Raw genomic sequence first — 20,171 nt, forward strand, 5'->3', positions numbered from 1 at the left:
GGAGATTGACATGCGACTGACCACCAAGGGCCGCTTTGCGGTGACCGCCATGATCGACCTGGCGCTGCGCTCGACCAACGGGCCGGTGGCCCTGGCGGCCATCAGCCAACGACAGCAGATCTCGCTGTCCTATCTGGAGCAGCTGTTTGGCAAGCTGCGCCGCCACGAACTGGTGGAAAGCACCCGTGGCCCGGGCGGCGGTTACTCGCTGGGTCGCAAGGCCGACGAGATCAGCGTGGCCGACATCATCGTCGCCGTCGACGAGGCCCTGGATGCCACCGGCTGCGGCGGCAAGGAAAACTGCCAGGGCGACGACTCCGGTCGCTGCATGACCCATGAGTTGTGGACCAACCTGAACGCCAAGATGATCGAGTACCTCGACTCGATCAGCCTGAAGAAGCTGGTGGATGACCAGTTGGCCAAGGGCGTCTCGATCGAAGAGGCACCGATCAAGCGGGCGATCAGCAGCACGCCGGTGGTCAAGCCGATCAAGGTGACGGCGCCGAACTCGGTGTTCGCCCTCGGCAACGCCTTCTCCAAGTAAACCGATTCCCCTTTGAGACGGCTGCGGCCCGCCGGGCCAGCCGCCGCTTCGCCATGGACATGACCCCGCACTTCCCGATCTACCTGGACTACGGCGCGACCACGCCGGTCGATCCGCGCGTCGTCGACGCGATGATCCCCTGGCTGCGCGAGCACTTCGGCAACCCGGCCTCGCGTTCGCACGCCTGGGGCTGGGAGGCCGAGGAAGCCGTTGAGAAGGCCCGCACCCAGGTCGCTGACCTGATCGGCGCCGATCCGCGCGAGATCGTCTGGACCAGTGGCGCCACCGAGTCGAACAACCTGGCGATCAAGGGCGCGGCGCACTTCTATGGCGCCACCAAGGGCAAGCACCTCATCACTGTCAAGACCGAGCACAAGGCGGTGCTGGACACGGTGCGCGAGCTGGAGCGCCAGGGCTTCGAGGCCACCTACCTGGATGTCCAGGCGGACGGTCTGCTGGACCTGGAGGCCTTCAAGGCAGCCATCCGCCCCGACACCGTGCTGGCCTCGGTGATGCTGGTCAACAACGAGATCGGCGTGATCCAGGACATCCCGGCGATCGGCGCCATCTGCCGCGAACACGGTGTGCTGCTGCACGTCGACGCCGCCCAGGCCACCGGCAAGGTGGCGATTGACGTCAAGTCGCTGCCGGTCGACCTGATGAGCCTGGCCTCGCACAAGACCTACGGTCCCAAGGGCATCGGCGCGCTGTACGTGCGCCGCAAGCCGCGCGTGCGCCTGGAAGCCCAGATGCACGGCGGCGGCCACGAGCGCGGCCTGCGCTCGGGCACGCTGCCCACGCACCAGATCGTCGGCATGGGCGAGGCCTTCCGCATCGCCCGCGAGGAAATGGCCGGCGAACACGCCCGCATCCAGGCGCTGCATGAACGCCTGGTCAAGGGCCTGTCCGACATCGAGCAGACTTTCATCAACGGCCACCTCACCCAGCGGGTGCCGCACAACCTGAACATCTCCTTCAACTTCGTCGAGGGCGAGTCGCTGATCATGGGCGTCAAGGGCCTGGCGGTGTCCTCGGGCTCGGCCTGCACCTCGGCCAGCCTGGAACCCAGCTATGTGCTGCGCGCGCTGGGCCGCTCGGACGAACTGGCGCACAGCAGCTTGCGCATGACCATCGGTCGCTTCACCACCGAGGAAGAGATCGACTATGCGGTGACCGTGCTGAAGGACCGCGTGGCCAAGCTGCGCGAGCTCTCGCCGCTGTGGGACATGTACAAGGACGGTATCGATCTGTCCACGATCCAGTGGGCTGCGCACTGACACGCGCCCACCACTCTGGAGAAACCAAATGGCATACAGCGACAAGGTCATTGACCACTACGAAAACCCCCGCAACGTCGGCGCCTTCGACAAGGGCGACGAGGATGTCGGCACCGGCATGGTCGGCGCGCCGGCCTGCGGCGACGTGATGAAGCTGCAGATCAAGGTCAACGCCGACACCGGCCTGATCGAGGACGCGCGGTTCAAGACCTATGGCTGCGGCTCGGCGATTGCCAGCAGCTCGCTGGTCACCGAGTGGGTCAAGGGCAAGTCGCTCGACCAGGCGCTGGCGATCAAGAACACCCAGATCGCCGAGGAACTGGCGCTGCCGCCGGTGAAGATCCATTGCTCGATCCTGGCCGAGGACGCGATCAAGGCCGCGGTGGACGACTACCGCGCCCGCCACGGCGCCAAGGCGGACTGAGCCGATGGCCGTCACCCTGACCGAGGCGGCTGCGCGCCACGTCACCCGCTACCTGGCCCGCCGGGGCAAGGGCGTGGGCGTGCGCCTGGGCGTCAAGACCACCGGCTGCTCGGGCCTGGCCTACAAGCTCGAGTACGCCGACGACATCGCCCCCGAGGACATCATCTTCGAGGGCCATGGCGTGAAGGTGCTGGTCGACCCGAAGAGCCTGCCCTACATCGATGGCACCGAGTTGGATTTTGTCCGCGAGGGCCTGAACGAGGGCTTCAAGTTCCACAACCCGCGCGAGAAAGACCGCTGCGGCTGCGGCGAATCGTTCCGCGTCTGACCGACAATCACCGCCCGTCCGCCGGGGCGCCGCGCCTGTCGCCGCGCCCTTTTTCGTGCCTGACACCGATGCGTCCCCGCCTGTCCTGCTCCCTGTTGCCGCCCCAAGGCCCGTTTCTTGCGCGCCTGCCGCGCAGCCGGGCTGGTGCGCCGTGGCAGGACGCCGGCCTGTTCGAGAACCCCCATTCGCGACGCCGGTCATGAAACTCCAGGACGACGATTTCACCCTCTTCGGCGTGCCCGCCACCTTCGCGCAGACGCGCAGCCAGCTCGACGAGCGCTGGCGCCAGCTGCAGGCCCAGGTTCACCCGGACCGCTTTGCCGCCGAAGGCGCCGCCGCCCAGCGCGTGGCCATGCAGTGGGCGGTGCGGGTGAATGAGGCCTATGCCCGCCTGAAGGATCCGCTGGCGCGCGCCCAGTACCTGTGCGAGCTGCGCGGCGCGGCGATCGACGCCGAGCGCAACACCGCCATGCCCACGGCCTTCCTGATGCAGCAGATGCAGTGGCGCGAGGCGCTGGACGAGGCCGGCGACCTGGCCGCGGTCGAGGCTCTCGATGACGACGTCGCCCGCCATGAGCGCAGCCTGTTCGATGAGGTGGCCCGCCTGCTCGATCAGCAGGGGGATGCCGCCGCCGCGGCGCAGCAGGTGCGCGCCCTGATGTTCGTCCAGCGTTTCCGGGCCGACCTGTCGCGTCGGCTGGAGGCCCTGGACCCCTGACCCGGATTCCCGATGGCACTGCTTCAGATCTCCGAACCCGGCCAGGCGCCGGACCCGCACCAGCGCCGCATCGCGGTGGGCATCGACCTGGGCACGACCAACTCGCTGGTGGCCTCGCTGCGCCATGGCGTGGCCGAATGCCTGCCCGACGACCAGGGCCGGCTGATGCTGCCCTCGATCGTGCGCTACCTGGGCGAGGGCCGGCGCCAGCTCGGCTGGGAGGCGGCGGCGCACCAGGCCGAGGACCCGGAGAACACCATCGTCTCGGTCAAGCGCTTCATGGGGCGTGGCCTGTCCGACATCGCAGGTGCGGCCAAGCTGCCGTATCGCTTTATGGACCAACCCGGCATGCTGGCGCTGCAGACCCGCGAGGGCGTGAAGTCGCCGGTCGAGGTCTCGGCCGAGATCCTGGCCACGCTGCGCCAGCGCGCCGAGGACACCTTCAACGACGATCTGTACGGCGCGGTGATCACCGTGCCGGCCTATTTTGACGATGCCCAGCGCCAGGCCACCAAGGACGCGGCGCAACTGGCCGGCTTGAACGTTCTGCGCCTGATCAACGAGCCCACCGCCGCGGCCGTGGCCTACGGCCTGGACAACGCGCTGGAGGGCCTGTACGCCGTCTACGACCTGGGCGGCGGCACCTTCGACATCTCGTTGCTGCGCCTGACGCGCGGGGTCTTTGAGGTGGTGGCCACCGGCGGCGATGCCGCGCTGGGCGGTGACGACTTCGACCAGGCGATTGCCGACTGGGCGCTGCACCAGGCGGGCCTGGCCGTTGGCACGGCAGGCGACCGGCGGGCGCTGCTGGTGGCGGCGCGCGCCGCCAAGGAAGCCCTGACGGCCGCGGACCAGACGGCGCTGGTGGCTGAACTCTCCACCGGCCGCCTGGCCCTGCCGCTGAACCGCACGCAGTTCGACACGCTGACCCGGCCCCTGGTCGACCGCACGCTGGCGGCGGTGCGCAAGGTGCTGCGCGATGCCAAGGTGCAGCGCGACGAGGTGCAGGGCGTGGTGATGGTGGGTGGCTCCACCCGCATGCCGGCGGTGCGCACCGCGGTGGGCGAATTCTTCGCCCGCGAGCCGCTGACCAACCTGAACCCCGACGAGGTGGTGGCGCTGGGCGCCGCCATCCAGGCCAACGCCCTGGCTGGCAATGCCCAGGACGGCGAATTGCTGCTGCTGGACGTGATCCCGCTGTCGCTGGGCCTGGAGATGATGGGCGGCCTGGTCGAGCGCGTGATCGAGCGCAACAGCACCATCCCGGTGGCCAAGGCACAGGATTTCACCACCTTCAAGGACGGACAGACCGCGATGGCCGTGCATGTGGTGCAGGGCGAGCGCGAGCTGGTGGCCGATTGCCGCTCGCTGGCGCGTTTCGAGCTGCGCGGCATTCCGCCGATGGCAGCGGGGGCGGCGCGTATCCGCGTGACCTTCCAGGTCGATGCCGACGGGCTGCTCAGCGTGTCAGCGCGCGAGCAGACCAGTGGCGTCGAGGCCGCGGTGCAGGTCAAGCCCAGCTACGGCCTGGCCGACGAGCAGATCGCCCGCATGCTGCAGGACGGCTTTGCCAGCGCCGAGGCCGACATGCAGGCCCGCACCCTGCGCGAGGCCCAGGTTGAGGCCGAGCGCATGACGCTGGCCACCCGCGCCGCGCTGGCCGCCGACGGCGAACTGCTGAGCGACGACGAACGCACCGCGATCAACGGGCTGCTGCAACAGCTGACCGAGGCCGCCCGCGGCAGCGACGCCGCGGCCCTGACCGCCGCCACCGAGGCCCTGGCCACCGGCACCGAAGCCTTTGCCGCCGCGCGCATGAACCGCGGCATCCAGGCCGCGCTGACCGGTCAACGCATCGACAACCTTTGACCCCGACAACCGAACCATGCCGACCATCACCGTCCTGCCCCACGCCGAGCTGTGTCCCGAGGGGGATGTGATCGAGGTGGCTGCCGGCACCTCGGTCTGCGAGGCGCTGCTGGACAGCGGCATCGCGATCGAGCACGCCTGCGAAATGAGCTGCGCCTGCACCACCTGCCACGTGGTCGTGCGCGAGGGCTATGCGTCGCTGGGCGATCCGGACGAGGTTGAGGAAGACCTGCTGGACAAGGCCTGGGGTCTGACGCCGGTGTCGCGTCTGTCCTGCCAGGCGATCGTGGCTCAGACCGACCTGACGATCGAGATCCCGAAATACACGATCAATCACGCCCGCGAGAACCACTGAGACCGCGCTGCGGCGCTCAGGTGACCCGTTCCGCGCGGGTGTGGAGCAGGGCGCTCAGCCGGCGCGGCGCGTCCGCCACTGCTGCAGCGGCCAGATCCAGCGGGCCCAGGTGCTGTCGTGGCCGCGGCGCACTTCAGCGGGGGCATCGCGCTCGTCCAACAGCCCGTGACCGCTCAGATGACCCAGCAAGAGCTTCAGGTCCTGGGCGGGCAGGCCGCTTTCGCGCAGCAACTCGGGCTCGGCCACATGACGCTGGGAGAGCTGGTTCAATACGCGGCGATGTCCCATCCGCCGGAAGGCCGGTGGCAGGTCTGGCCAGGCCTTGAGCTTGTAGGTCTTCATGTTCCCAACGCTTGTCTGTGTCTGTTGTGGCGGACCATGCGGTGCAACGACTACACCGTTACGGACAAGAATATTGTCTGTCCCCGCCCCCTAGGTTGACGCAGTTCAACTTCCAATTGATGAAAATGAGAAGACCATGTATGGAAGCCGCCACAGCGATCAACCCATGAACACCCCGACCTGGCAGGTGCTGGGCATCGAATCCTCGTGCGACGAGACCGGCGTGGCGCTGGTGGACGCCCAGCCCGGTGCGGTGCCGCGGCTGCGCGCCCACGCACTGCACAGCCAGGTGTCCATGCACCAGGCCTATGGCGGGGTGGTTCCTGAACTCGCCTCGCGCGATCACATCCGCCGGGTGCTGCCGCTGACCCGGCAGGTGCTGGCGCAGGCCGCCGCGTCGCTGGCCGAGGTGGACGTGCTGGCCTACACGCGCGGCCCAGGCCTGGCCGGCGCCCTGCTGGTGGGGGCGGGCACCGCTTGCGCGCTGGCGGCGGCGCTGGGCAAGCCCACGCTGGGTGTGCACCACCTGGAGGGGCACCTGCTGTCGCCCTTCCTGTCGGCCGACCCGCCCGAATTTCCCTTCGTGGCCCTGCTGGTGTCGGGCGGCCACACGCAGCTGATGCGGGTGGACGGCGTGGGCAGCTATGCGCTGCTGGGCGAGACCATCGACGACGCGGCGGGCGAGGCCTTCGACAAGTCGGCCAAGCTGCTGGGCCTGGGCTATCCGGGCGGACCGGCGCTGTCCCGGCTGGCTGAGCAGGGCGATCCGGCGGCCTTCGACCTGCCGCGCCCGCTGTTGCACCAGCCCAACCTGGACTTTTCCTTCGCCGGCCTTAAGACGGCGGTGGCCACCGCCTTGCGCAAGCTGGGCCCGCAGCCCACGGCGCAGCAGCAGGCCGACCTGGCGGCCAGCACCCAGGCGGCGATTGTCGAGGTGCTGGTGCGCAAGTCGATCAAGGCAGTGCAGGCCAGCGGCCTGCGGCGCCTGGTGGTGGCCGGCGGAGTCGGCGCCAACCAGGCGCTGCGTGCGCAGCTCGATGCGCAGGCGGCGCGCCGCGGCTGGCGGGTGCACTACCCGGAGCTGTCACTGTGCACCGACAACGGCGCGATGATCGCGCTGGCCGCCGCCATGCGCCTGCAGGCCGGTCTGGAGCAGGCCACGGCCGACTACCGCTTCGAGGTCCGGCCGCGCTGGGCGCTGGCCGGCGCCTGAGGGGTCAGTGCACCTCAAGCTGTGAGGCGGTGGCAGCGCCGCGCTTGGCCAGCGTGAGCGTCAGCACACCGTTGTCCAGCCGGGCTTCCGAGGCCGACTGGTCGATCTCCACCGGCAGCGTGAAGCTGCGCGCAAAGGCGCCGCTGGCGCGCTCGCGGTACAGACGGCGCTCACTGGGCCGGGCCTCATTGTCCTGGCGCACCGCGGCCGACAGGCTGATGCGGCGGCCCTCGATCTGCACCTTCACGTCCTCACGGGCGACGCCCGGCAGGTCGGCCTGGACCACGTAGGCCTGGGCGGTTTCGGTGATGTCCAGTGCCGGCGTGCGGGCGCTGCTGTCGGCAGCGGTGGGCGTGGTGAAGCGATCGAAGAAATGCTCATCGAAGAGGCGTTCGATGGACCGCGAGAAGTCGCTGGAATGGCGGCCTACGGGGACGAGAAACATGGTGCAGCTCCTACAATCTGGGGTGACGGACCGATCGCGGTGACGCTGTGCATCGGCCCATGCCGCTCATCTGGAAGCGGCTTTTTTGTTTTCAAGGGCCCATCCTGCACGGGCCGATGAGGTGGATGTGATGCATCAAGTCGACGGTGGACGTCGCGCCCTGGTGGGGTCGGGCCTCGCGCTGGCGGCGGCGCCCGTACTGGCGCTGCGCGCGGGCGAGCCGATCCGCCTGGCCATGATTGAAGGGCTCTCCGGCGCCTTCGGCAATGCCGGCGAGGCGGTCTGGCGCAACCTGCTGTGGGCGGTGGAGCGGGTCAATGCCCGCGGCGGGGCTCGCTTGCCCGGCGGCGCGCGGCCGCTGCAGCTGCTGCGCATGGACAGCAAGGGCAACACCGAAGAGGCGCTGTCGCAGCTGAAGCTGGCCAGCGACCAGGGCATCGCCTTTGTGCTGCAAGGCAACAGCTCGGCGGTGGCCGCAGCGCTGATCGACGCCATCAACAAGCGCAACGAGCGCGAGCCGGCAGCGCGCCAGCTGTTCCTGAACTACTCGGCGGTTGAGCCGGCCCTGACGCAGGAGAAGTGCAGCTTCTGGCACTTCCGCTTCGATGCCCATGCCGACATGCGGCTGGAGGCGCTGACCGAGGTGATGCGCACCGATGCGCGCCTGAAGAAGGTCTACCTGATCGGCCAGGACTACAGCTTTGGCCAGCACGTGGTGCGGCAGGCCCGGGCGATGCTGGCGCGCAAGCGGCCCGACATCGAGATCGTCGGCGAGGAGCTGCATCCGATGGGCCGGGTCAAGGACTTCCTGCCCTACGCCACCAAGATCCGCGCCAGCGGTGCCCAGGCGGTGCTGACTGGCAACTGGGGCAATGACTTGACGCTGCTGGTCAAGGCGGTGCGCGACCTGGGCCTGGCGCCGCGCTTCTACACGTTCTACGGCAACGCGCTGGGTGTGCCGGCCACGCTGTCGGAGGCTGGCGTGGGTGCCGTGGTCGCGGTGGCTGAATGGCACCCGAACGCGGGCGACGCGGGCTCGGCGGCGATGGTCCAGGCCTTCCGCCGGCGCTTTCCCGATCCGCGCGAAGACTACCTGCACGCCCGCATGCAGGTCCTGGTCGAGATGCTGGTGCAGGCCATCGAGAAGGCGCGCAGCACCGAGGCCGCTGCGGTGGCGCGGGCGCTGGAAGGCCTGAAGTTCGACGGCCGCGGCCTAGGCGTGCCGCACCGTGGCGAGATGCGCGCCGCCGACCACCAGTTCCTGCAGCCGCTGTATGTCAGCGTGATGGACCGCGCGGGGCCGGGTGGCCTGGCCTTTGATGTCGAGGGCTCGGGTTTCGGCTTTCGCACCGTGCGGCGCTTCGAGGTGGACGAGCTGGTGCCGGCCCTGAGCTGCCGAATGACGCGGCCCGCCGCCTGATCTGCGCATGAAAAAAGCCGCCCCGGGGGCGGCTTTCGTGGGCAGGATCGGCGCGCCTCAGGGCGTGCGGTACTGCAGGTGCATCTGGTCCATGCGCGTGCTTTGCAGCGCGCTGAACTGGTTCATGCACGAGTCGTCGGTGTAGTCCATGAAGTTGGTGATCGGGTCCAGACCGGCCTTGGTGGTGCAGCTGTCGCGGCCCACCGGGCAGCCAAAGGCCGCGCTGGCCTCGGCCGGGGTGTCGTCCACGCTGTCGCCAGCCCCGGTGCAACCACCCTGGAAGGTGTGGTACAGGCCCAGCCAGTGGCCGACCTCGTGGGTGCCGGTGTCGCCCTCGTTGTAGGGTGCCGCGGTGCCGCCAGGCACGCTGGAATACAGCATCACCACGCCGTCCATCTTGGGCTGCGCGGCGTAGCTGGAGGGGAAGGTGGCCCAGCCCAGCAGGCCGCCACCCAGGTTGGCCGAGTACAGGTTCAGGGTTTCCGGGCCGCCTTTGCGCAGGGCCGCCTTGGCCTTCTTCTCCTGGCGGCTGCCGTAGCCCATGGTGTACCACTTGTTGTTGGTGGTGCGGTCCACGCCAACCAGCTGGAACTGGAACGGCGTGTTGGCGTAAGCGGCGTTCAGCACGGCGATCTGGTCGTCGATCTGCGACTGCGGGAGGTCGCCGTTGGCCAGGCCGCTGCCCTTGTTGATCACGTGGAACCACACGGGAATGGTGACCGAGCCCGGGGCGCGGTGGGTCTGGCCACCCTTGGCCCGCTTGGCCAGCAGGAAGGTGTTCAGGCGCTGGTCGATCGCAGCACGCTCTTCCGGCTCGGGGGCGACGGTGTAGCAGCGGTGGCTCAGGTGGTCGTCGCGGGCGGCCAGGGTGGGGCCGGACAGGACGAGCAGGGCCGCGGTGGCGGCGGCAAGGCGGGTCAGGGTGCGCATGGGCGCTTCTCCGTGGGGGTACAGGAGTCTGGATTCTGGCCGCAGCGGCCGGGGTAAATCGATCCCCAAAGCGATGGGGTGGCATTGGGAGTTTCCCGAACTCTTGTTTGCCCCTATAATCCGGCGCTTGTGCCCCACGCGGGGCGCAGCACCAGCACGACGCGGGTCGGTTTCACCCGCGATCGCAAGTCGACAACGGAAACCGCGCCCCGGCCAGCCTGGTGGGGGAGGGCGGCTTCCCATTCACAAGGAAATCGCCATGTCCGTGGCTGACATCAACAAGGCCGACATCGTCAAGGCCAACGCCCGCAGTGCCGCCGATACCGGCTCCCCCGAAGTCCAGGTGGCCCTGCTGACCGCTCGCATCAACGAGCTGACCCCCCACTTCAAGCAACACGCCAAGGACCACCACGGTCGCCGCGGCCTGCTGAAGATGGTGAACTCGCGCAAGCGCCTGCTGGCCTACCTGAAGGCCAAGGACGCCGACCGCTACACCGCGCTGATCCAGAAGCTGGGCCTGCGCAAGTAATCAAGACGCCCATGACCAGGAGCCTGTCTGGAATCCAAGCCAGCACAGGCTCTTTGTCTTTCTCGCGTCTGCAGGAGACCACCCGCCACCGGGGTACTGTCGTGTCATTCCAGCGTTCGCGCGCGGCGCGCACGCTGGAATGGCATACCGCCCGGCCCAGGTGAACTCCCGGAATCCGGCGCCGCCGCAACGGGCGCCTGACTGCTGCAAGGAGCAAACCATGAGCATGTTCAACAAGGTCACCAAGAGCTTCCAGTGGGGCCCGCACCAGGTCCGCATGGAGACCGGCGAGATCGCCCGCCAGTCCAGCGGCGCCGTCATCGTCGACATCGAAGACACCGTGGTGCTGGCCACCGTGGTGGCCAAGTCGGCCCCCAAGGCCGGCCAGGACTTCTTTCCGCTGACCGTCGACTACATCGAGAAGACCTACGCCGCCGGCAAGATCCCCGGCAGCTTCTTCAAGCGTGAAGGCCGCCCCAGCGAGCTGGAAACCCTGACCAGCCGCCTGATCGACCGCCCGATCCGCCCGCTGTTCCCTGAAGGCTTCTTCAACGAGGTCCAGGTCGTCGTCCACGTGCTGAGCCTGAACCCCGAGGTCCAGGCCGATATCGCCGCGATGATCGCCACCTCGGCCGCGCTGTCCATTTCCGGCATCCCGTTCAACGGCCCGATCGGCGCCGCCCGCGTGGGCTATGTCAACGGCGAGTACGTGCTGAACCCGGGCAAGACCCAGCTGGCCGACTCCAAGATGGACCTGGTCGTTGCCGGCACCGAAGCGGCCGTGCTGATGGTCGAGTCCGAGGCTGACCAGCTGAGCGAAGAGGTCATGCTGGGCGCCGTGGTCTATGGCCACGAGCAAAGCCAGATCGCCATCAACGCCATCCATGAGCTGGTGCGCGACGCCGGCAAGCCGGTCTGGGACTGGAAGGCCCCGGCCAAGGACGAGCCCTTCATCGCCAAGGTCACCGCGCTGGCCGAAGAGCCGCTGCGCGCTGCCTACCAGATCCGCTCCAAGCAGGCCCGCACGCAGGCTTGCCGTGACGCCTACGCCAACGTCAAGGCCGCACTGACCGCTGAGGGCCTGGCCTTCGACAGCGTCGAGGTCGATGGCCTGCTGTTCGAGATCGAGGCCAAGATCGTGCGCGGCCAGATCCTGGCTGGCGAGCCCCGCATCGACGGCCGCGACACCCGCACCGTGCGCGCCATCGAGATCCGCAACAGCGTGCTGCCGCGCGCCCACGGCTCGGCCCTGTTCACCCGGGGTGAGACCCAGGCCCTGGTGGCCGCCACGCTGGGCACCGAGCGCGACTCGCAGACCATCGACGCGCTGGCGGGCGAGTACAGCGACCGCTTCATGCTGCACTACAACATGCCCCCGTTCGCCACCGGCGAGACCGGCCGCGTGGGCAGCCCCAAGCGCCGCGAAATCGGCCACGGCCGTCTGGCCAAGCGCGCCCTGGTGGCCTGCCTGCCGGACGTGACCGAATTCCCGTACACCATCCGCATCGTCTCGGAGATCACCGAGTCGAACGGCTCCTCGTCGATGGCTTCGGTCTGCGGCGGCTGCCTGGCGCTGATGGACGCTGGCGTGCCGATGAAGGCCCACGTGGCCGGCATCGCCATGGGTCTGATCAAGGACGGCAACAAGTTCGCCGTGCTGACCGACATCCTGGGCGATGAAGATCACCTGGGTGACATGGACTTCAAGGTGGCTGGCACCACCGGCGGCATCACCGCGCTGCAGATGGACATCAAGATCCAGGGCATCACCAAGGAGATCATGCAGGTCGCGCTGGCGCAGGCCAAGGAAGCCCGCATGCACATCCTGGGCAAGATGGTGGAGGCCATGGGCGGCGCCAAGACCGAGGTCTCGCAGTTCGCACCGCGCCTCTACACCATGAAGATCAATCCGGAGAAGATCCGCGACGTGATCGGCAAGGGTGGTGCCACCATCCGTGCGCTGACCGAGGAAACCGGCTGCACGATCGACATCGGCGAGGACGGCACTATCACGATCGCCTCGACCGACGCCGACAAGGCCGAGTTCGCCAAGAAGCGCATCACCGAGATCACCGCCGAAGCCGAAGTGGGCAAGGTCTACGAGGGCCCGGTCACCAAGATCCTGGACTTCGGTGCCCTGGTCAACATCCTGCCGGGCAAGGACGGCCTGCTGCACATCAGCCAGATCGCCCACCAGCGCGTCGAGCGCGTCGAGGACTTCCTCAAGGAAGGCCAGGTCGTGCAGGTCAAGGTGCTCGAGACCGACGAGAAGGGCCGCATCAAGCTGTCGATGAAGGCCCTGCTGGAGCGCCCCGAGGGCATGGAAGACGAGCCGCGTTTCGAGCGCCCGCGCCGTGACGACCGGGGTGGCCGTGATCGCGGTGACCGTGGCGATCGCGGTGACCGTGGCCCGCGCCGCGAGCGCGCCGAGCAGCGCCCGGTCGAAGCTCCGGCTGACGCCCCGGCCGAGGCGGCCGAGCAGCAGCAGCAACAGCAGCAGTAAGGCGGCGTCGGCGTCCATGCGAGCGATTGCGATCCGCGAATTCGGCGGCCCCGAGGTGCTGGTCCCGGTCGAACGACCGGACCCGGTGCCCGGTGCCGGCGAGCTGCTGATCCGTGTCAGCGCCTCGGGCGTCAACCGTCCGGACGTGCTGCAGCGCAAGGGCGCCTATGCGCCACCGCCGGGCGCCTCGGACCTGCCCGGTCTGGAGGTGGCCGGTGTGGTGGCGGGCGGTGACGCCGGCGAGCTGGCGGCGGCTGGTCTGGCGCTGGGCGACCGCGTCTGTGCGCTGGTCGCTGGCGGCGGCTATGCCGAGCTGTGCGTGGCGCCGATCCCGCAGGTGCTGCCGGTGCCTGCCGGCCTCACCGATGTCGAGGCGGCCTGCCTGCCCGAGACCTTCTTCACCGTCTGGTCCAACGTCTTTGACCGCGGCCGCCTGCAGCCGGGCGAGACCCTGCTGGTGCAAGGCGGTGCCAGCGGCATTGGCGTCACCGCCATCCAGCTGGCCAAGGCCTTTGGCGCCAGCGTCATCGTCACCGCTGGTAGCGACGACAAGTGCGCGGCCTGCCTGCGTCTGGGCGCCGATCACGCGATCAACTACCGCAGCGCCGACTTCGCCGCCGAGGTCAAACGCCTGACTGGCGGCCGTGGTGCTGATGTCGTGCTCGACATGGTGGCGGGCGACTACGTGGCGCGTGAAGTGAGCTGCCTGGCCGACGACGGCCGCATCGTGATCATCGCGGTGCAGGGCGGCGTGAAGAGCGAGTTCAATGCGGGCGAGGTGCTGCGCCGCCGCCTGCTGATCACTGGCTCGACACTGCGTCCGCGCCCGGTGGCCTTCAAGGGGGCGATCGCCGCGGCCCTGCGCGAGCGCGTCTGGCCGCTGCTGGCCTCGGGCCAGGTGCGTCCGGTGATCGAGCGCATCTTCGCTGCCGACAAGGCCGCCCTGGCCCATGCGCTGATGGAATCCAGCCAGCACATCGGCAAGATCGCGCTGCGCTGGGCCTGACCTGACCCATGATTTTTAGACTCGAAGGAAGCAAGACCATGCGACGCAAGCTCGTGGCCGGCAACTGGAAGATGCACGGCAACCACAAGGCCAACGCCGAGTTGCTGGACGGCATCCACAGTGCCCGCCCCTTCGGCTGCGATGTGGCTGTGTGCGTGCCGTTCCCCTACCTGTCCGAGGTGGCGGTGGCGCTGGCGGGCAGCGACGTGCGCTGGGGGGCGCAGGACTGCTCGATGCACGAGCAGGGCGCCTACACCGGCGAGGTGTCGGCCGGCATGCTGCACGAGTTTGGCTGCCGCTACGTCATCGTTGGCCACTCCGAGCGCCGCCAGTACCACGCCGAGAGCGACCAACTGGTCGCCGACAAGGCCAAGGCCGCGCTGGGCAAGGGCATCACGCCCATCGTCTGCGTCGGCGAGACGCTGGCCCAGCGCGAGGCCGGCGAGACCGAAGCCGTGGTCAAGCGCCAGCTGTCGGCCGTGATCCATACGCTGGGCCACTGTGCCGGCGAAATGGTCGTGGCCTACGAGCCCGTCTGGGCCATCGGCACCGGCAAGGTCGCCACGCCCGAGCAGGCGCAGACGGTGCATGCAGTGCTGCGCGCCCAGCTGCGTGCCGCCACCGCGCGTGCTGACCAGATGACGCTGCTGTATGGCGGCAGTGTCAAGCCGGACAACGCGGCGGTGCTGTTCAGCCAGCCCGACATTGACGGCGGCCTGATCGGTGGCGCCGCCTTGAAGGCCGCTGATTTCGTCGCCATCTGCCGAGCCGCGGGTTGACGCGGCCGGCCTCCTGATCCTTTGCGGAGCTTCTCTACATGCAAGTCTTCATGAACCTCATCGTCGTGGTGCAGCTGCTGGCCGCGATCGCGATGATCGGCCTGGTGCTGGTGCAGCACGGCAAGGGTGCCGACATGGGCGCCTCGTTCGGCAGCGGTGCCTCGGGCAGCCTGTTCGGTGCCACCGGCAGCGCCAACTTCCTGTCGCGCTCCACCGCGGTGTGCGCCACCATCTTCTTCGCCGCCACCGTGGCGCTGGCCTTCGGGGCCAACCCGGGCGGCGCACGCAGCAGCGGCGGCAGTGTGCTGGACAGCGCTGCGCCGGCGTCGGCTGCTGTTGCCGCGTCCGCCGCGCCCACCGGCCCGGCCATCCCGAACCAGTGAGCACAGCGGGGCGGACCCGCTGATGTGCAGCGCCTCGGGGGCCGCTGGGGACCGCCGAAAAGATCAGCAGGAACCCTAGGAAGTCACTTGATTTCGGGCTAGAATCCGAGGCTGTTCGGCCAGCCATCCTCATGCGAGCCGAGCAGCTGAAAAGCCCGCTTCGCGCGGGCCTTGGGCAGCGCCGGCACGCGGCGCCAACAAGGCCGGCGCAAAGCGGGCCGGACGAGCCGACGTGGTGAAATTGGTAGACACGCTATCTTGAGGGGGTAGTGGCGAAAGCTGTGCGAGTTCGAGTCTCGCCGTCGGCACCATGAACACATCGGCCAGCGCCTGCCCAGAGGCGACTGGCCGGGCGCCCTGAGCTGATCCAGGGAACGAAAGGGGGCGCGCTCCGTTCTGGCCAGACATGGGCCAAGGACAGCGCGCCTTTTTTGTGGCCGGATCGGAGCACGGGCGTCGTCAGCCAGAACGACGAGCGCGCACCATGGACCTTCAAGGCTACCTCCCCGTCATCCTGTTCATCCTGGTGGGCATCGCGGTCGGCGTGGCGCCCCAGCTGATCGGCTTCCTGATCGGTCCCCAGCGTCCCGACGCCCAGAAGAACAGTCCCTACGAGTGCGGCTTCGAGGCCTTTGAAGACGCGCGCATGAAGTTCGATGTGCGCTACTACCTGGTCGCCATCCTCTTCATCCTCTTCGATCTGGAAATCGCCTTCTTGTTCCCCTGGGCGGTGGCGCTCAAAGACATCGGGGCGTCAGGTTTCTGGGCGATGATGATTTTCCTGGCCATTCTCGTGGTGGGCTTCGCCTACGAATGGAAGAAGGGCGCGCTGGATTGGGAGTGATCCCGGCCGCCAACGTTCCTCACTGCACGAGACATCTAGAGGCAAGACATGGGTATTGAAGGCGTTTTCAAGGAAGGGTTCATCACCACCTCGGTGGACTCGCTGATGAACTGGTCCAAGACCGGCTCGCTGTGGCCCATGACCTTCGGTCTGGCCTGCTGCGCCGTCGAGATGATGCACGCCGGCGCGGCACGCTACGACATCGACCGCTTCGGCATGCTGTTTCGCCCCAGCCCGCGCCAGTCCGATTTGATGATCGTGGCCGGCACGCTGTGCAACAAGATGGCACCCGCCCTGCGCAAGGTCTACGACCAGATGGCCGAGCCGCGCTGGGTGCTGAGCATGGGCTCGTGCGCCAACGGCGGCGGCTACTACCACTACAGCTACTCGGTGGTGCGCGGCTGCGACCGCATCGTGCCGGTCGACGTCTACGTGCCGGGCTGCCCGCCCACGGCCGAGGCGCTGCTCTACGGCATCCTGCAGCTGCAGGCCAAGATCCGCCGCGAAAACACCATCGCCCGCGCCTGAGCCGGGACCTCTCATGACGCAGAAACTCGACACCCTGCAGGCCGCGCTCGAATCCGTGCTGGGCGATCGCATCGCCCACTTCAAGCGCGCCCTCGGCGAGATCACGATCACCGTCAAGGCAGCCGACTACGCCGCGGTCTGCACCACGCTGCGCGACCACCCCGAACTGGCCTTCGAGCAACTGATCGATCTGGCCGGCCTGGACATGTCCACCTGGAAGGAGCAGCCCTGGGACGGCCCGCGCTACCTGACCGTGCTGCACCTGCTGTCGGTGGGCAAGAACTGGCGCCTGCGCGTCAAGGTCTTTGCACCCGATGACGAGCTGCCGGTGGTGGCCTCGGTCACGCCGATCTGGAACGCCGCCAGCTGGTTCGAGCGCGAGTCCTTCGACATGTACGGGATCATCTACGAAGGTCACCAGGACCTGCGCCGCATCCTCACCGACTACGGCTTCATCGGCCACCCGATGCGCAAGGACTTCCCGGTCAGCGGCCACGTCGAGATGCGCTACGACGCCGAGACCAAGCGCGTGATCTACCAGCCGGTCACGATCGAGCCGCGCGAGATCACGCCGCGCGTGATCCGCGAAGACCACTACGGCGGCCTGCAGTAAGCCCGGGACGAACGCCATGGCAGAAATCAAGAACTACACCCTCAACTTCGGCCCGCAGCACCCGGCCGCGCACGGCGTGCTGCGCCTCGTGCTTGAGCTCGATGGCGAGGTCATCCAGCGCGCCGACCCGCACATCGGCCTGCTGCACCGCGGCACCGAGAAGCTCGCCGAGCAGAAGACCTTCATCCAGTCGCTGCCCTACATGGACCGCCTCGACTACGTGTCGATGATGTCCAACGAGCATGCCTACTGCCTGGCCATCGAGAAGATGCTGGGCATCGAGGTGCCGCTGCGCGCGCAGTACATCCGTGTGATGTTCGCTGAGATCACCCGGCTGCTGAACCACCTGCTGTGGCTGGGTGCGCACGGTATCGACTGCGGGGCGATGAACATCCTCATCTACTGCTTCCGCGAGCGTGAGGACCTGTTCGACATGTACGAGGCGGTGTCGGGTGCGCGCATGCACGCGGCCTACTTCCGCCCGGGCGGCGTCTACCGCGACCTGCCTGACAGCATGCCGCAGTACCAGGTCAGCAAGATCAAGAACCAGCGCGCCATCGACCAGCTCAACAAGAACCGTCAGGGTTCTCTGCTGGACTTCATCGATGACTTCTGCGCCCGCTTCCCCAAGAACGTTGACGACTACGAAACCCTGCTGACCGAGAACCGCATCTGGAAGCAGCGCACCGTGGGCATCGGCGTGATGAGCCCCGAGCGCGCGCTGAATCTGGGCCTGACCGGTCCGATGCTGCGCGGCTCCGGCATTGCCTGGGACCTGCGCAAGACGCAGCCCTACGACGTTTACGCCAACCTGGACTTCGACGTGCCAGTGGGCGTCAACGGCGATACCTACGACCGCTACTTGGTCCGCGTGGCCGAGCTGCGCCAGTCCAACCGCATCATCCAGCAGTGCGCGGCCTGGCTGCGCGCCAACCCGGGCCCGGTCATCACCGACAACCACAAGGTGGCGCCGCCGTCACGCGTGGCGATGAAGACCAGCATGGAAGAGCTGATCCACCATTTCAAGCTCTTCTCCGAAGGTTTCCGCGTCCCCGAGGGCGAGGCCTATGCCGCGGTCGAGCACCCGAAGGGCGAGTTCGGCATCTACCTGGTCAGCGACGGTGCCAACAAGCCCTATCGCCTGAAGATCCGTCCGCCCGGTTTTGCGCACCTCGCAGCCCTGGACGAAATGGCGCGTGGCCACATGATTGCCGACGCCGTCGCGATCATTGGCACCATGGACATCGTGTTTGGTGAGATCGATCGATGAGTCTGTCTGAAGCCACGAAGGCCCGCTTCGCCCGCGAGGTGGCCAAGTACCCGAAGGAGCAGGCGCAATCGGCCGTGATGGCCTGCCTGTCGATCGTGCAGCAGGAGCAGGGCTGGGTGTCGGCCGAGGCCGAGGCCGAGATCGCCGCCTACCTGGGCATGGCACCGATCGCCGTGCGCGAGGTGACCACCTTCTACAACATGTACAACCAGCAACCCACTGGCAAGTACAAGCTCAACGTCTGCACCAACCTGCCGTGCCAGCTGCGCAACGGCCAGAACGCGCTGGAGCACCTGTGCAAGGCGCTGGGCGTGGAAGACGGCGGCACCACCGCTGATGGCCTGTTCACCGTGGCCAAGTGTGAATGCCTGGGCGCCTGCGCCGATGCGCCGGTGATGCTGGTCAACGACCGTCAGATGCTGAGCTACATGAGCAACGACAAGCTCGACGACCTGGTCGCCACGATCCAGGCCGCCGAAGGGAAGGGGGCCTGAGCATGGCGCTTGATCTTTCGCGCTTCCAGGCCCAGGGCCTCGAGACCTGCTTCCATGGCCGGCACATCAATCCGCAGATCTACGCTGAGCTGAATGGCCGCAACTGGGGTCTGCAGGACTACCTGGCCCGCGGCGGCTACCAGGCGCTGCGCAAGATTCTGGGCGCCGACGGCAACGAGCCGATGACGCCCGACCAGGTGATCGCCGAGGTCAAGGCCTCCGGCCTGCGTGGCCGTGGCGGCGCGGGCTTCCCCACCGGCCTGAAGTGGAGCTTCATGCCGCGCGCCTATCCGGGCCAGAAGTACCTGGTGTGCAACTCCGACGAGGGCGAGCCGGGCACCTGCAAGGACCGCGACATCCTGCGCTACAACCCGCACAGCGTGATCGAGGGCATGGCCATCGCCGCCTACGCGATGGGCATCAGCGTGGGCTACAACTACATCCACGGCGAGATCTTCGAGGTCTATGAACGCTTCGAAGCCGCCCTGGAGCAGGCCCGCGCCGGTGGCTACCTGGGGGACAACATCCTGGGCTCGGCCTTCAGCTTCCAGCTGCACGCCCACCACGGCTTCGGCGCCTACATCTGCGGCGAGGAAACCGCGCTGCTCGAATCGCTGGAAGGCAAGAAGGGCCAGCCGCGCTTCAAGCCGCCGTTCCCGGCCAGCTTCGGCCTGTACGGCAAGCCCACCACGATCAACAACACCGAGACCTTCGCGGCGGTGCCCTGGATCATCCGCAACGGCGGCCAGGCCTACCTGGAGTGCGGCAAGCCCAACAACGGCGGCACCAAGATCTTCTCGATGGTGGGTGACGTCGAGCGGCCCGGCAACTACGAGATCCCGATGGGCACCTCGTTCGCCCAGCTGCTGGAGCTGGCTGGCGGCGTCAAGGGTGGCAAGAAGCTCAAGGCAGTGATCCCCGGCGGCTCGTCGGCCCCGGTGCTGCCGGCGGCGGTGATGATGGACTGCACGATGGACTATGACTCCATCGCCAAGGCCGGCTCGATGCTGGGCTCGGGCGCGGTCATCGTGATGGACGAGACGCGCTGCATGGTCAAGAGCCTGCTGCGCCTGTCCTACTTCTACCAGCACGAGTCCTGCGGCCAGTGCACCCCCTGCCGCGAAGGCACCGGCTGGCTGTGGCGCCTGGTCAACCGCATCGAGCACGGCGAAGGCCGTGCCGACGACCTGGCCCTGCTGGACAACGTGGCCGAAAACATCATGGGCCGCACCATCTGCGCGCTGGGCGACGCGGCGGCCATGCCGGTGCGCGGCATGCTCAAGCACTTCCGCGACGAATTCGTCTACCACGTCGAACACAAGACCTGCATGGTCCCGGTGTCCAACTAAGCGGGACG

The 20,171-nt window shown here is 67.9% G+C and carries 23 protein-coding genes and 1 tRNA gene; 21 read left to right on the forward strand and 3 right to left on the reverse strand.

Annotated elements, in window-relative coordinates; all coding sequences use genetic code 11:
- Positions 1–10: 10 nt before the first annotated feature.
- The 7 genes from iscR (at position 11) to fdx (ending at position 5,515) form a co-directional block, all read left to right on the forward strand.
- Positions 11–544, forward strand: coding sequence for a Fe-S cluster assembly transcriptional regulator IscR (gene iscR, locus KAK06_RS06750; RefSeq protein WP_210801168.1), 534 nt, complete (start codon positions 11–13; stop codon positions 542–544).
- A gap of 53 nt (positions 545–597) precedes the next feature.
- The gene (locus KAK06_RS06755) at positions 598–1,821 is read left to right on the forward strand and encodes an IscS subfamily cysteine desulfurase (protein ID WP_210801169.1); all 1,224 of its coding nucleotides are present in this window, start codon (positions 598–600) and stop codon (positions 1,819–1,821) included.
- A 28-nt stretch (positions 1,822–1,849) separates the two neighbouring features.
- Positions 1,850–2,245 carry a Fe-S cluster assembly scaffold IscU gene (gene iscU, locus KAK06_RS06760; RefSeq protein WP_210801170.1) on the forward strand — a complete coding sequence of 132 codons (396 nt, stop codon included), beginning with the start codon at positions 1,850–1,852 and terminating at the stop codon, positions 2,243–2,245.
- 4 nt (positions 2,246–2,249) lie between these two features.
- A complete protein-coding gene (iscA, locus tag KAK06_RS06765; protein ID WP_210801171.1) occupies positions 2,250–2,573 on the forward strand; it encodes an iron-sulfur cluster assembly protein IscA in 324 nt (107 codons plus the stop codon).
- A 199-nt stretch (positions 2,574–2,772) separates the two neighbouring features.
- Positions 2,773–3,291 (forward strand): Fe-S protein assembly co-chaperone HscB, encoded by a 519-nt coding sequence (gene hscB / locus KAK06_RS06770; protein ID WP_210801172.1) that lies wholly within the window; start codon positions 2,773–2,775, stop codon positions 3,289–3,291.
- Positions 3,292–3,303: 12 nt separating this feature from the next.
- Positions 3,304–5,160, forward strand: coding sequence for a Fe-S protein assembly chaperone HscA (gene hscA, locus KAK06_RS06775; protein WP_210801173.1), 1,857 nt, complete (start codon positions 3,304–3,306; stop codon positions 5,158–5,160).
- A 16-nt stretch (positions 5,161–5,176) separates the two neighbouring features.
- Positions 5,177–5,515, forward strand: a complete 339-nt coding sequence (fdx, locus tag KAK06_RS06780; RefSeq protein ID WP_210801174.1) for an ISC system 2Fe-2S type ferredoxin — start codon at positions 5,177–5,179, stop codon at positions 5,513–5,515.
- 54 nt (positions 5,516–5,569) lie between these two features.
- Here fdx and KAK06_RS06785 read toward each other — a convergent pair whose 3' ends face one another.
- A complete protein-coding gene (locus tag KAK06_RS06785; protein ID WP_210801175.1) occupies positions 5,570–5,857 on the reverse strand; it encodes a hypothetical protein in 288 nt (95 codons plus the stop codon).
- A 166-nt stretch (positions 5,858–6,023) separates the two neighbouring features.
- On the opposite strand from KAK06_RS06785, the gene tsaD reads away from it, so the two are divergent.
- Positions 6,024–7,070 carry a tRNA (adenosine(37)-N6)-threonylcarbamoyltransferase complex transferase subunit TsaD gene (gene tsaD / locus KAK06_RS06790; RefSeq protein WP_210801176.1) on the forward strand — a complete coding sequence of 349 codons (1,047 nt, stop codon included), beginning with the start codon at positions 6,024–6,026 and terminating at the stop codon, positions 7,068–7,070.
- 4 nt (positions 7,071–7,074) lie between these two features.
- Here tsaD and KAK06_RS06795 read toward each other — a convergent pair whose 3' ends face one another.
- The gene (locus KAK06_RS06795; protein WP_210801177.1) at positions 7,075–7,515 is read right to left on the reverse strand and encodes an Hsp20/alpha crystallin family protein; all 441 of its coding nucleotides are present in this window, start codon (positions 7,513–7,515) and stop codon (positions 7,075–7,077) included.
- Between the two features lie 130 nt (positions 7,516–7,645).
- On the opposite strand from KAK06_RS06795, the gene KAK06_RS06800 reads away from it, so the two are divergent.
- Positions 7,646–8,935: a branched-chain amino acid ABC transporter substrate-binding protein gene (locus KAK06_RS06800; protein ID WP_210801178.1), complete on the forward strand. Its 1,290-nt coding sequence runs from the start codon at positions 7,646–7,648 to the stop codon at positions 8,933–8,935.
- Positions 8,936–8,992: 57 nt separating this feature from the next.
- On the opposite strand, the gene KAK06_RS06805 is transcribed toward KAK06_RS06800, so the two are convergent.
- The gene (locus tag KAK06_RS06805; RefSeq protein ID WP_210801179.1) at positions 8,993–9,865 is read right to left on the reverse strand and encodes a zinc metalloprotease; all 873 of its coding nucleotides are present in this window, start codon (positions 9,863–9,865) and stop codon (positions 8,993–8,995) included.
- Positions 9,866–10,124: 259 nt separating this feature from the next.
- Here KAK06_RS06805 and rpsO point away from each other — a divergent pair, with 259 nt between their 5' ends.
- From rpsO to nuoF, 12 genes are all read left to right on the forward strand, one after another.
- A complete protein-coding gene (gene rpsO / locus KAK06_RS06810) occupies positions 10,125–10,394 on the forward strand; it encodes a 30S ribosomal protein S15 (protein WP_210801180.1) in 270 nt (89 codons plus the stop codon).
- Between the two features lie 220 nt (positions 10,395–10,614).
- On the forward strand, positions 10,615–12,897 hold the full coding sequence (gene pnp / locus KAK06_RS06815) for a polyribonucleotide nucleotidyltransferase (protein ID WP_210801181.1): 2,283 nt from the start codon (positions 10,615–10,617) through the stop codon (positions 12,895–12,897).
- 16 nt (positions 12,898–12,913) lie between these two features.
- A complete protein-coding gene (locus KAK06_RS06820; protein WP_210801182.1) occupies positions 12,914–13,903 on the forward strand; it encodes an NAD(P)H-quinone oxidoreductase in 990 nt (329 codons plus the stop codon).
- A gap of 38 nt (positions 13,904–13,941) precedes the next feature.
- Entirely contained in the window at positions 13,942–14,682 is a 741-nt protein-coding gene (tpiA, locus tag KAK06_RS06825) for a triose-phosphate isomerase (RefSeq protein WP_210801183.1), read from the forward strand.
- Between the two features lie 38 nt (positions 14,683–14,720).
- Positions 14,721–15,065: a preprotein translocase subunit SecG gene (gene secG / locus KAK06_RS06830; protein WP_210801184.1), complete on the forward strand. Its 345-nt coding sequence runs from the start codon at positions 14,721–14,723 to the stop codon at positions 15,063–15,065.
- Positions 15,066–15,291: 226 nt separating this feature from the next.
- A tRNA-Leu gene (locus KAK06_RS06835) sits at positions 15,292–15,376 on the forward strand.
- Positions 15,377–15,549: 173 nt separating this feature from the next.
- Complete coding sequence (locus KAK06_RS06840; RefSeq protein WP_210801185.1) at positions 15,550–15,909, forward strand: NADH-quinone oxidoreductase subunit A; 360 nt, start codon at positions 15,550–15,552, stop codon at positions 15,907–15,909.
- A gap of 48 nt (positions 15,910–15,957) precedes the next feature.
- Positions 15,958–16,437: a NuoB/complex I 20 kDa subunit family protein gene (locus tag KAK06_RS06845; RefSeq protein WP_210801186.1), complete on the forward strand. Its 480-nt coding sequence runs from the start codon at positions 15,958–15,960 to the stop codon at positions 16,435–16,437.
- Between the two features lie 13 nt (positions 16,438–16,450).
- On the forward strand, positions 16,451–17,050 hold the full coding sequence (locus KAK06_RS06850; RefSeq protein WP_210801187.1) for an NADH-quinone oxidoreductase subunit C: 600 nt from the start codon (positions 16,451–16,453) through the stop codon (positions 17,048–17,050).
- A gap of 16 nt (positions 17,051–17,066) precedes the next feature.
- Complete coding sequence (locus tag KAK06_RS06855) at positions 17,067–18,320, forward strand: NADH-quinone oxidoreductase subunit D (protein WP_210801188.1); 1,254 nt, start codon at positions 17,067–17,069, stop codon at positions 18,318–18,320.
- Positions 18,317–18,814, forward strand: a complete 498-nt coding sequence (gene nuoE / locus KAK06_RS06860) for an NADH-quinone oxidoreductase subunit NuoE (RefSeq protein ID WP_210801189.1) — start codon at positions 18,317–18,319, stop codon at positions 18,812–18,814. The genes KAK06_RS06855 and nuoE overlap by 4 nt, the downstream gene beginning before the upstream one ends.
- 2 nt (positions 18,815–18,816) lie before the next feature.
- Entirely contained in the window at positions 18,817–20,163 is a 1,347-nt protein-coding gene (nuoF, locus tag KAK06_RS06865) for an NADH-quinone oxidoreductase subunit NuoF (protein WP_210801190.1), read from the forward strand.
- Positions 20,164–20,171: the final 8 nt, after the last annotated feature.

The sequence above is a fragment of the Ideonella aquatica genome, assembly GCF_018069755.1.
Classification (GTDB): domain Bacteria; phylum Pseudomonadota; class Gammaproteobacteria; order Burkholderiales; family Burkholderiaceae_C; genus Ideonella; species Ideonella aquatica.

Bases quoted from the DNA above. Each gene is read 5' to 3' on its own strand.
- iscR (WP_210801168.1), top strand. From the start codon at position 11: ATGCGACTGACCACCAAGGGCCGCTTTGCGGTGACCGCCATGATCGAC.
- KAK06_RS06755 (WP_210801169.1), top strand. From the start codon at position 598: ATGGACATGACCCCGCACTTCCCGATCTACCTGGACTACGGCGCGACC.
- iscU (WP_210801170.1), top strand. From the start codon at position 1,850: ATGGCATACAGCGACAAGGTCATTGACCACTACGAAAACCCCCGCAAC.
- iscA (WP_210801171.1), top strand. From the start codon at position 2,250: ATGGCCGTCACCCTGACCGAGGCGGCTGCGCGCCACGTCACCCGCTAC.
- hscB (WP_210801172.1), top strand. From the start codon at position 2,773: ATGAAACTCCAGGACGACGATTTCACCCTCTTCGGCGTGCCCGCCACC.
- hscA (WP_210801173.1), top strand. From the start codon at position 3,304: ATGGCACTGCTTCAGATCTCCGAACCCGGCCAGGCGCCGGACCCGCAC.
- fdx (WP_210801174.1), top strand. From the start codon at position 5,177: ATGCCGACCATCACCGTCCTGCCCCACGCCGAGCTGTGTCCCGAGGGG.
- KAK06_RS06785 (WP_210801175.1), bottom strand. From the start codon at position 5,857: ATGAAGACCTACAAGCTCAAGGCCTGGCCAGACCTGCCACCGGCCTTC.
- tsaD (WP_210801176.1), top strand. From the start codon at position 6,024: ATGAACACCCCGACCTGGCAGGTGCTGGGCATCGAATCCTCGTGCGAC.
- KAK06_RS06795 (WP_210801177.1), bottom strand. From the start codon at position 7,515: ATGTTTCTCGTCCCCGTAGGCCGCCATTCCAGCGACTTCTCGCGGTCC.
- KAK06_RS06800 (WP_210801178.1), top strand. From the start codon at position 7,646: ATGCATCAAGTCGACGGTGGACGTCGCGCCCTGGTGGGGTCGGGCCTC.
- KAK06_RS06805 (WP_210801179.1), bottom strand. From the start codon at position 9,865: ATGCGCACCCTGACCCGCCTTGCCGCCGCCACCGCGGCCCTGCTCGTC.
- rpsO (WP_210801180.1), top strand. From the start codon at position 10,125: ATGTCCGTGGCTGACATCAACAAGGCCGACATCGTCAAGGCCAACGCC.
- pnp (WP_210801181.1), top strand. From the start codon at position 10,615: ATGAGCATGTTCAACAAGGTCACCAAGAGCTTCCAGTGGGGCCCGCAC.
- KAK06_RS06820 (WP_210801182.1), top strand. From the start codon at position 12,914: ATGCGAGCGATTGCGATCCGCGAATTCGGCGGCCCCGAGGTGCTGGTC.
- tpiA (WP_210801183.1), top strand. From the start codon at position 13,942: ATGCGACGCAAGCTCGTGGCCGGCAACTGGAAGATGCACGGCAACCAC.
- secG (WP_210801184.1), top strand. From the start codon at position 14,721: ATGCAAGTCTTCATGAACCTCATCGTCGTGGTGCAGCTGCTGGCCGCG.
- KAK06_RS06840 (WP_210801185.1), top strand. From the start codon at position 15,550: ATGGACCTTCAAGGCTACCTCCCCGTCATCCTGTTCATCCTGGTGGGC.
- KAK06_RS06845 (WP_210801186.1), top strand. From the start codon at position 15,958: ATGGGTATTGAAGGCGTTTTCAAGGAAGGGTTCATCACCACCTCGGTG.
- KAK06_RS06850 (WP_210801187.1), top strand. From the start codon at position 16,451: ATGACGCAGAAACTCGACACCCTGCAGGCCGCGCTCGAATCCGTGCTG.
- KAK06_RS06855 (WP_210801188.1), top strand. From the start codon at position 17,067: ATGGCAGAAATCAAGAACTACACCCTCAACTTCGGCCCGCAGCACCCG.
- nuoE (WP_210801189.1), top strand. From the start codon at position 18,317: ATGAGTCTGTCTGAAGCCACGAAGGCCCGCTTCGCCCGCGAGGTGGCC.
- nuoF (WP_210801190.1), top strand. From the start codon at position 18,817: ATGGCGCTTGATCTTTCGCGCTTCCAGGCCCAGGGCCTCGAGACCTGC.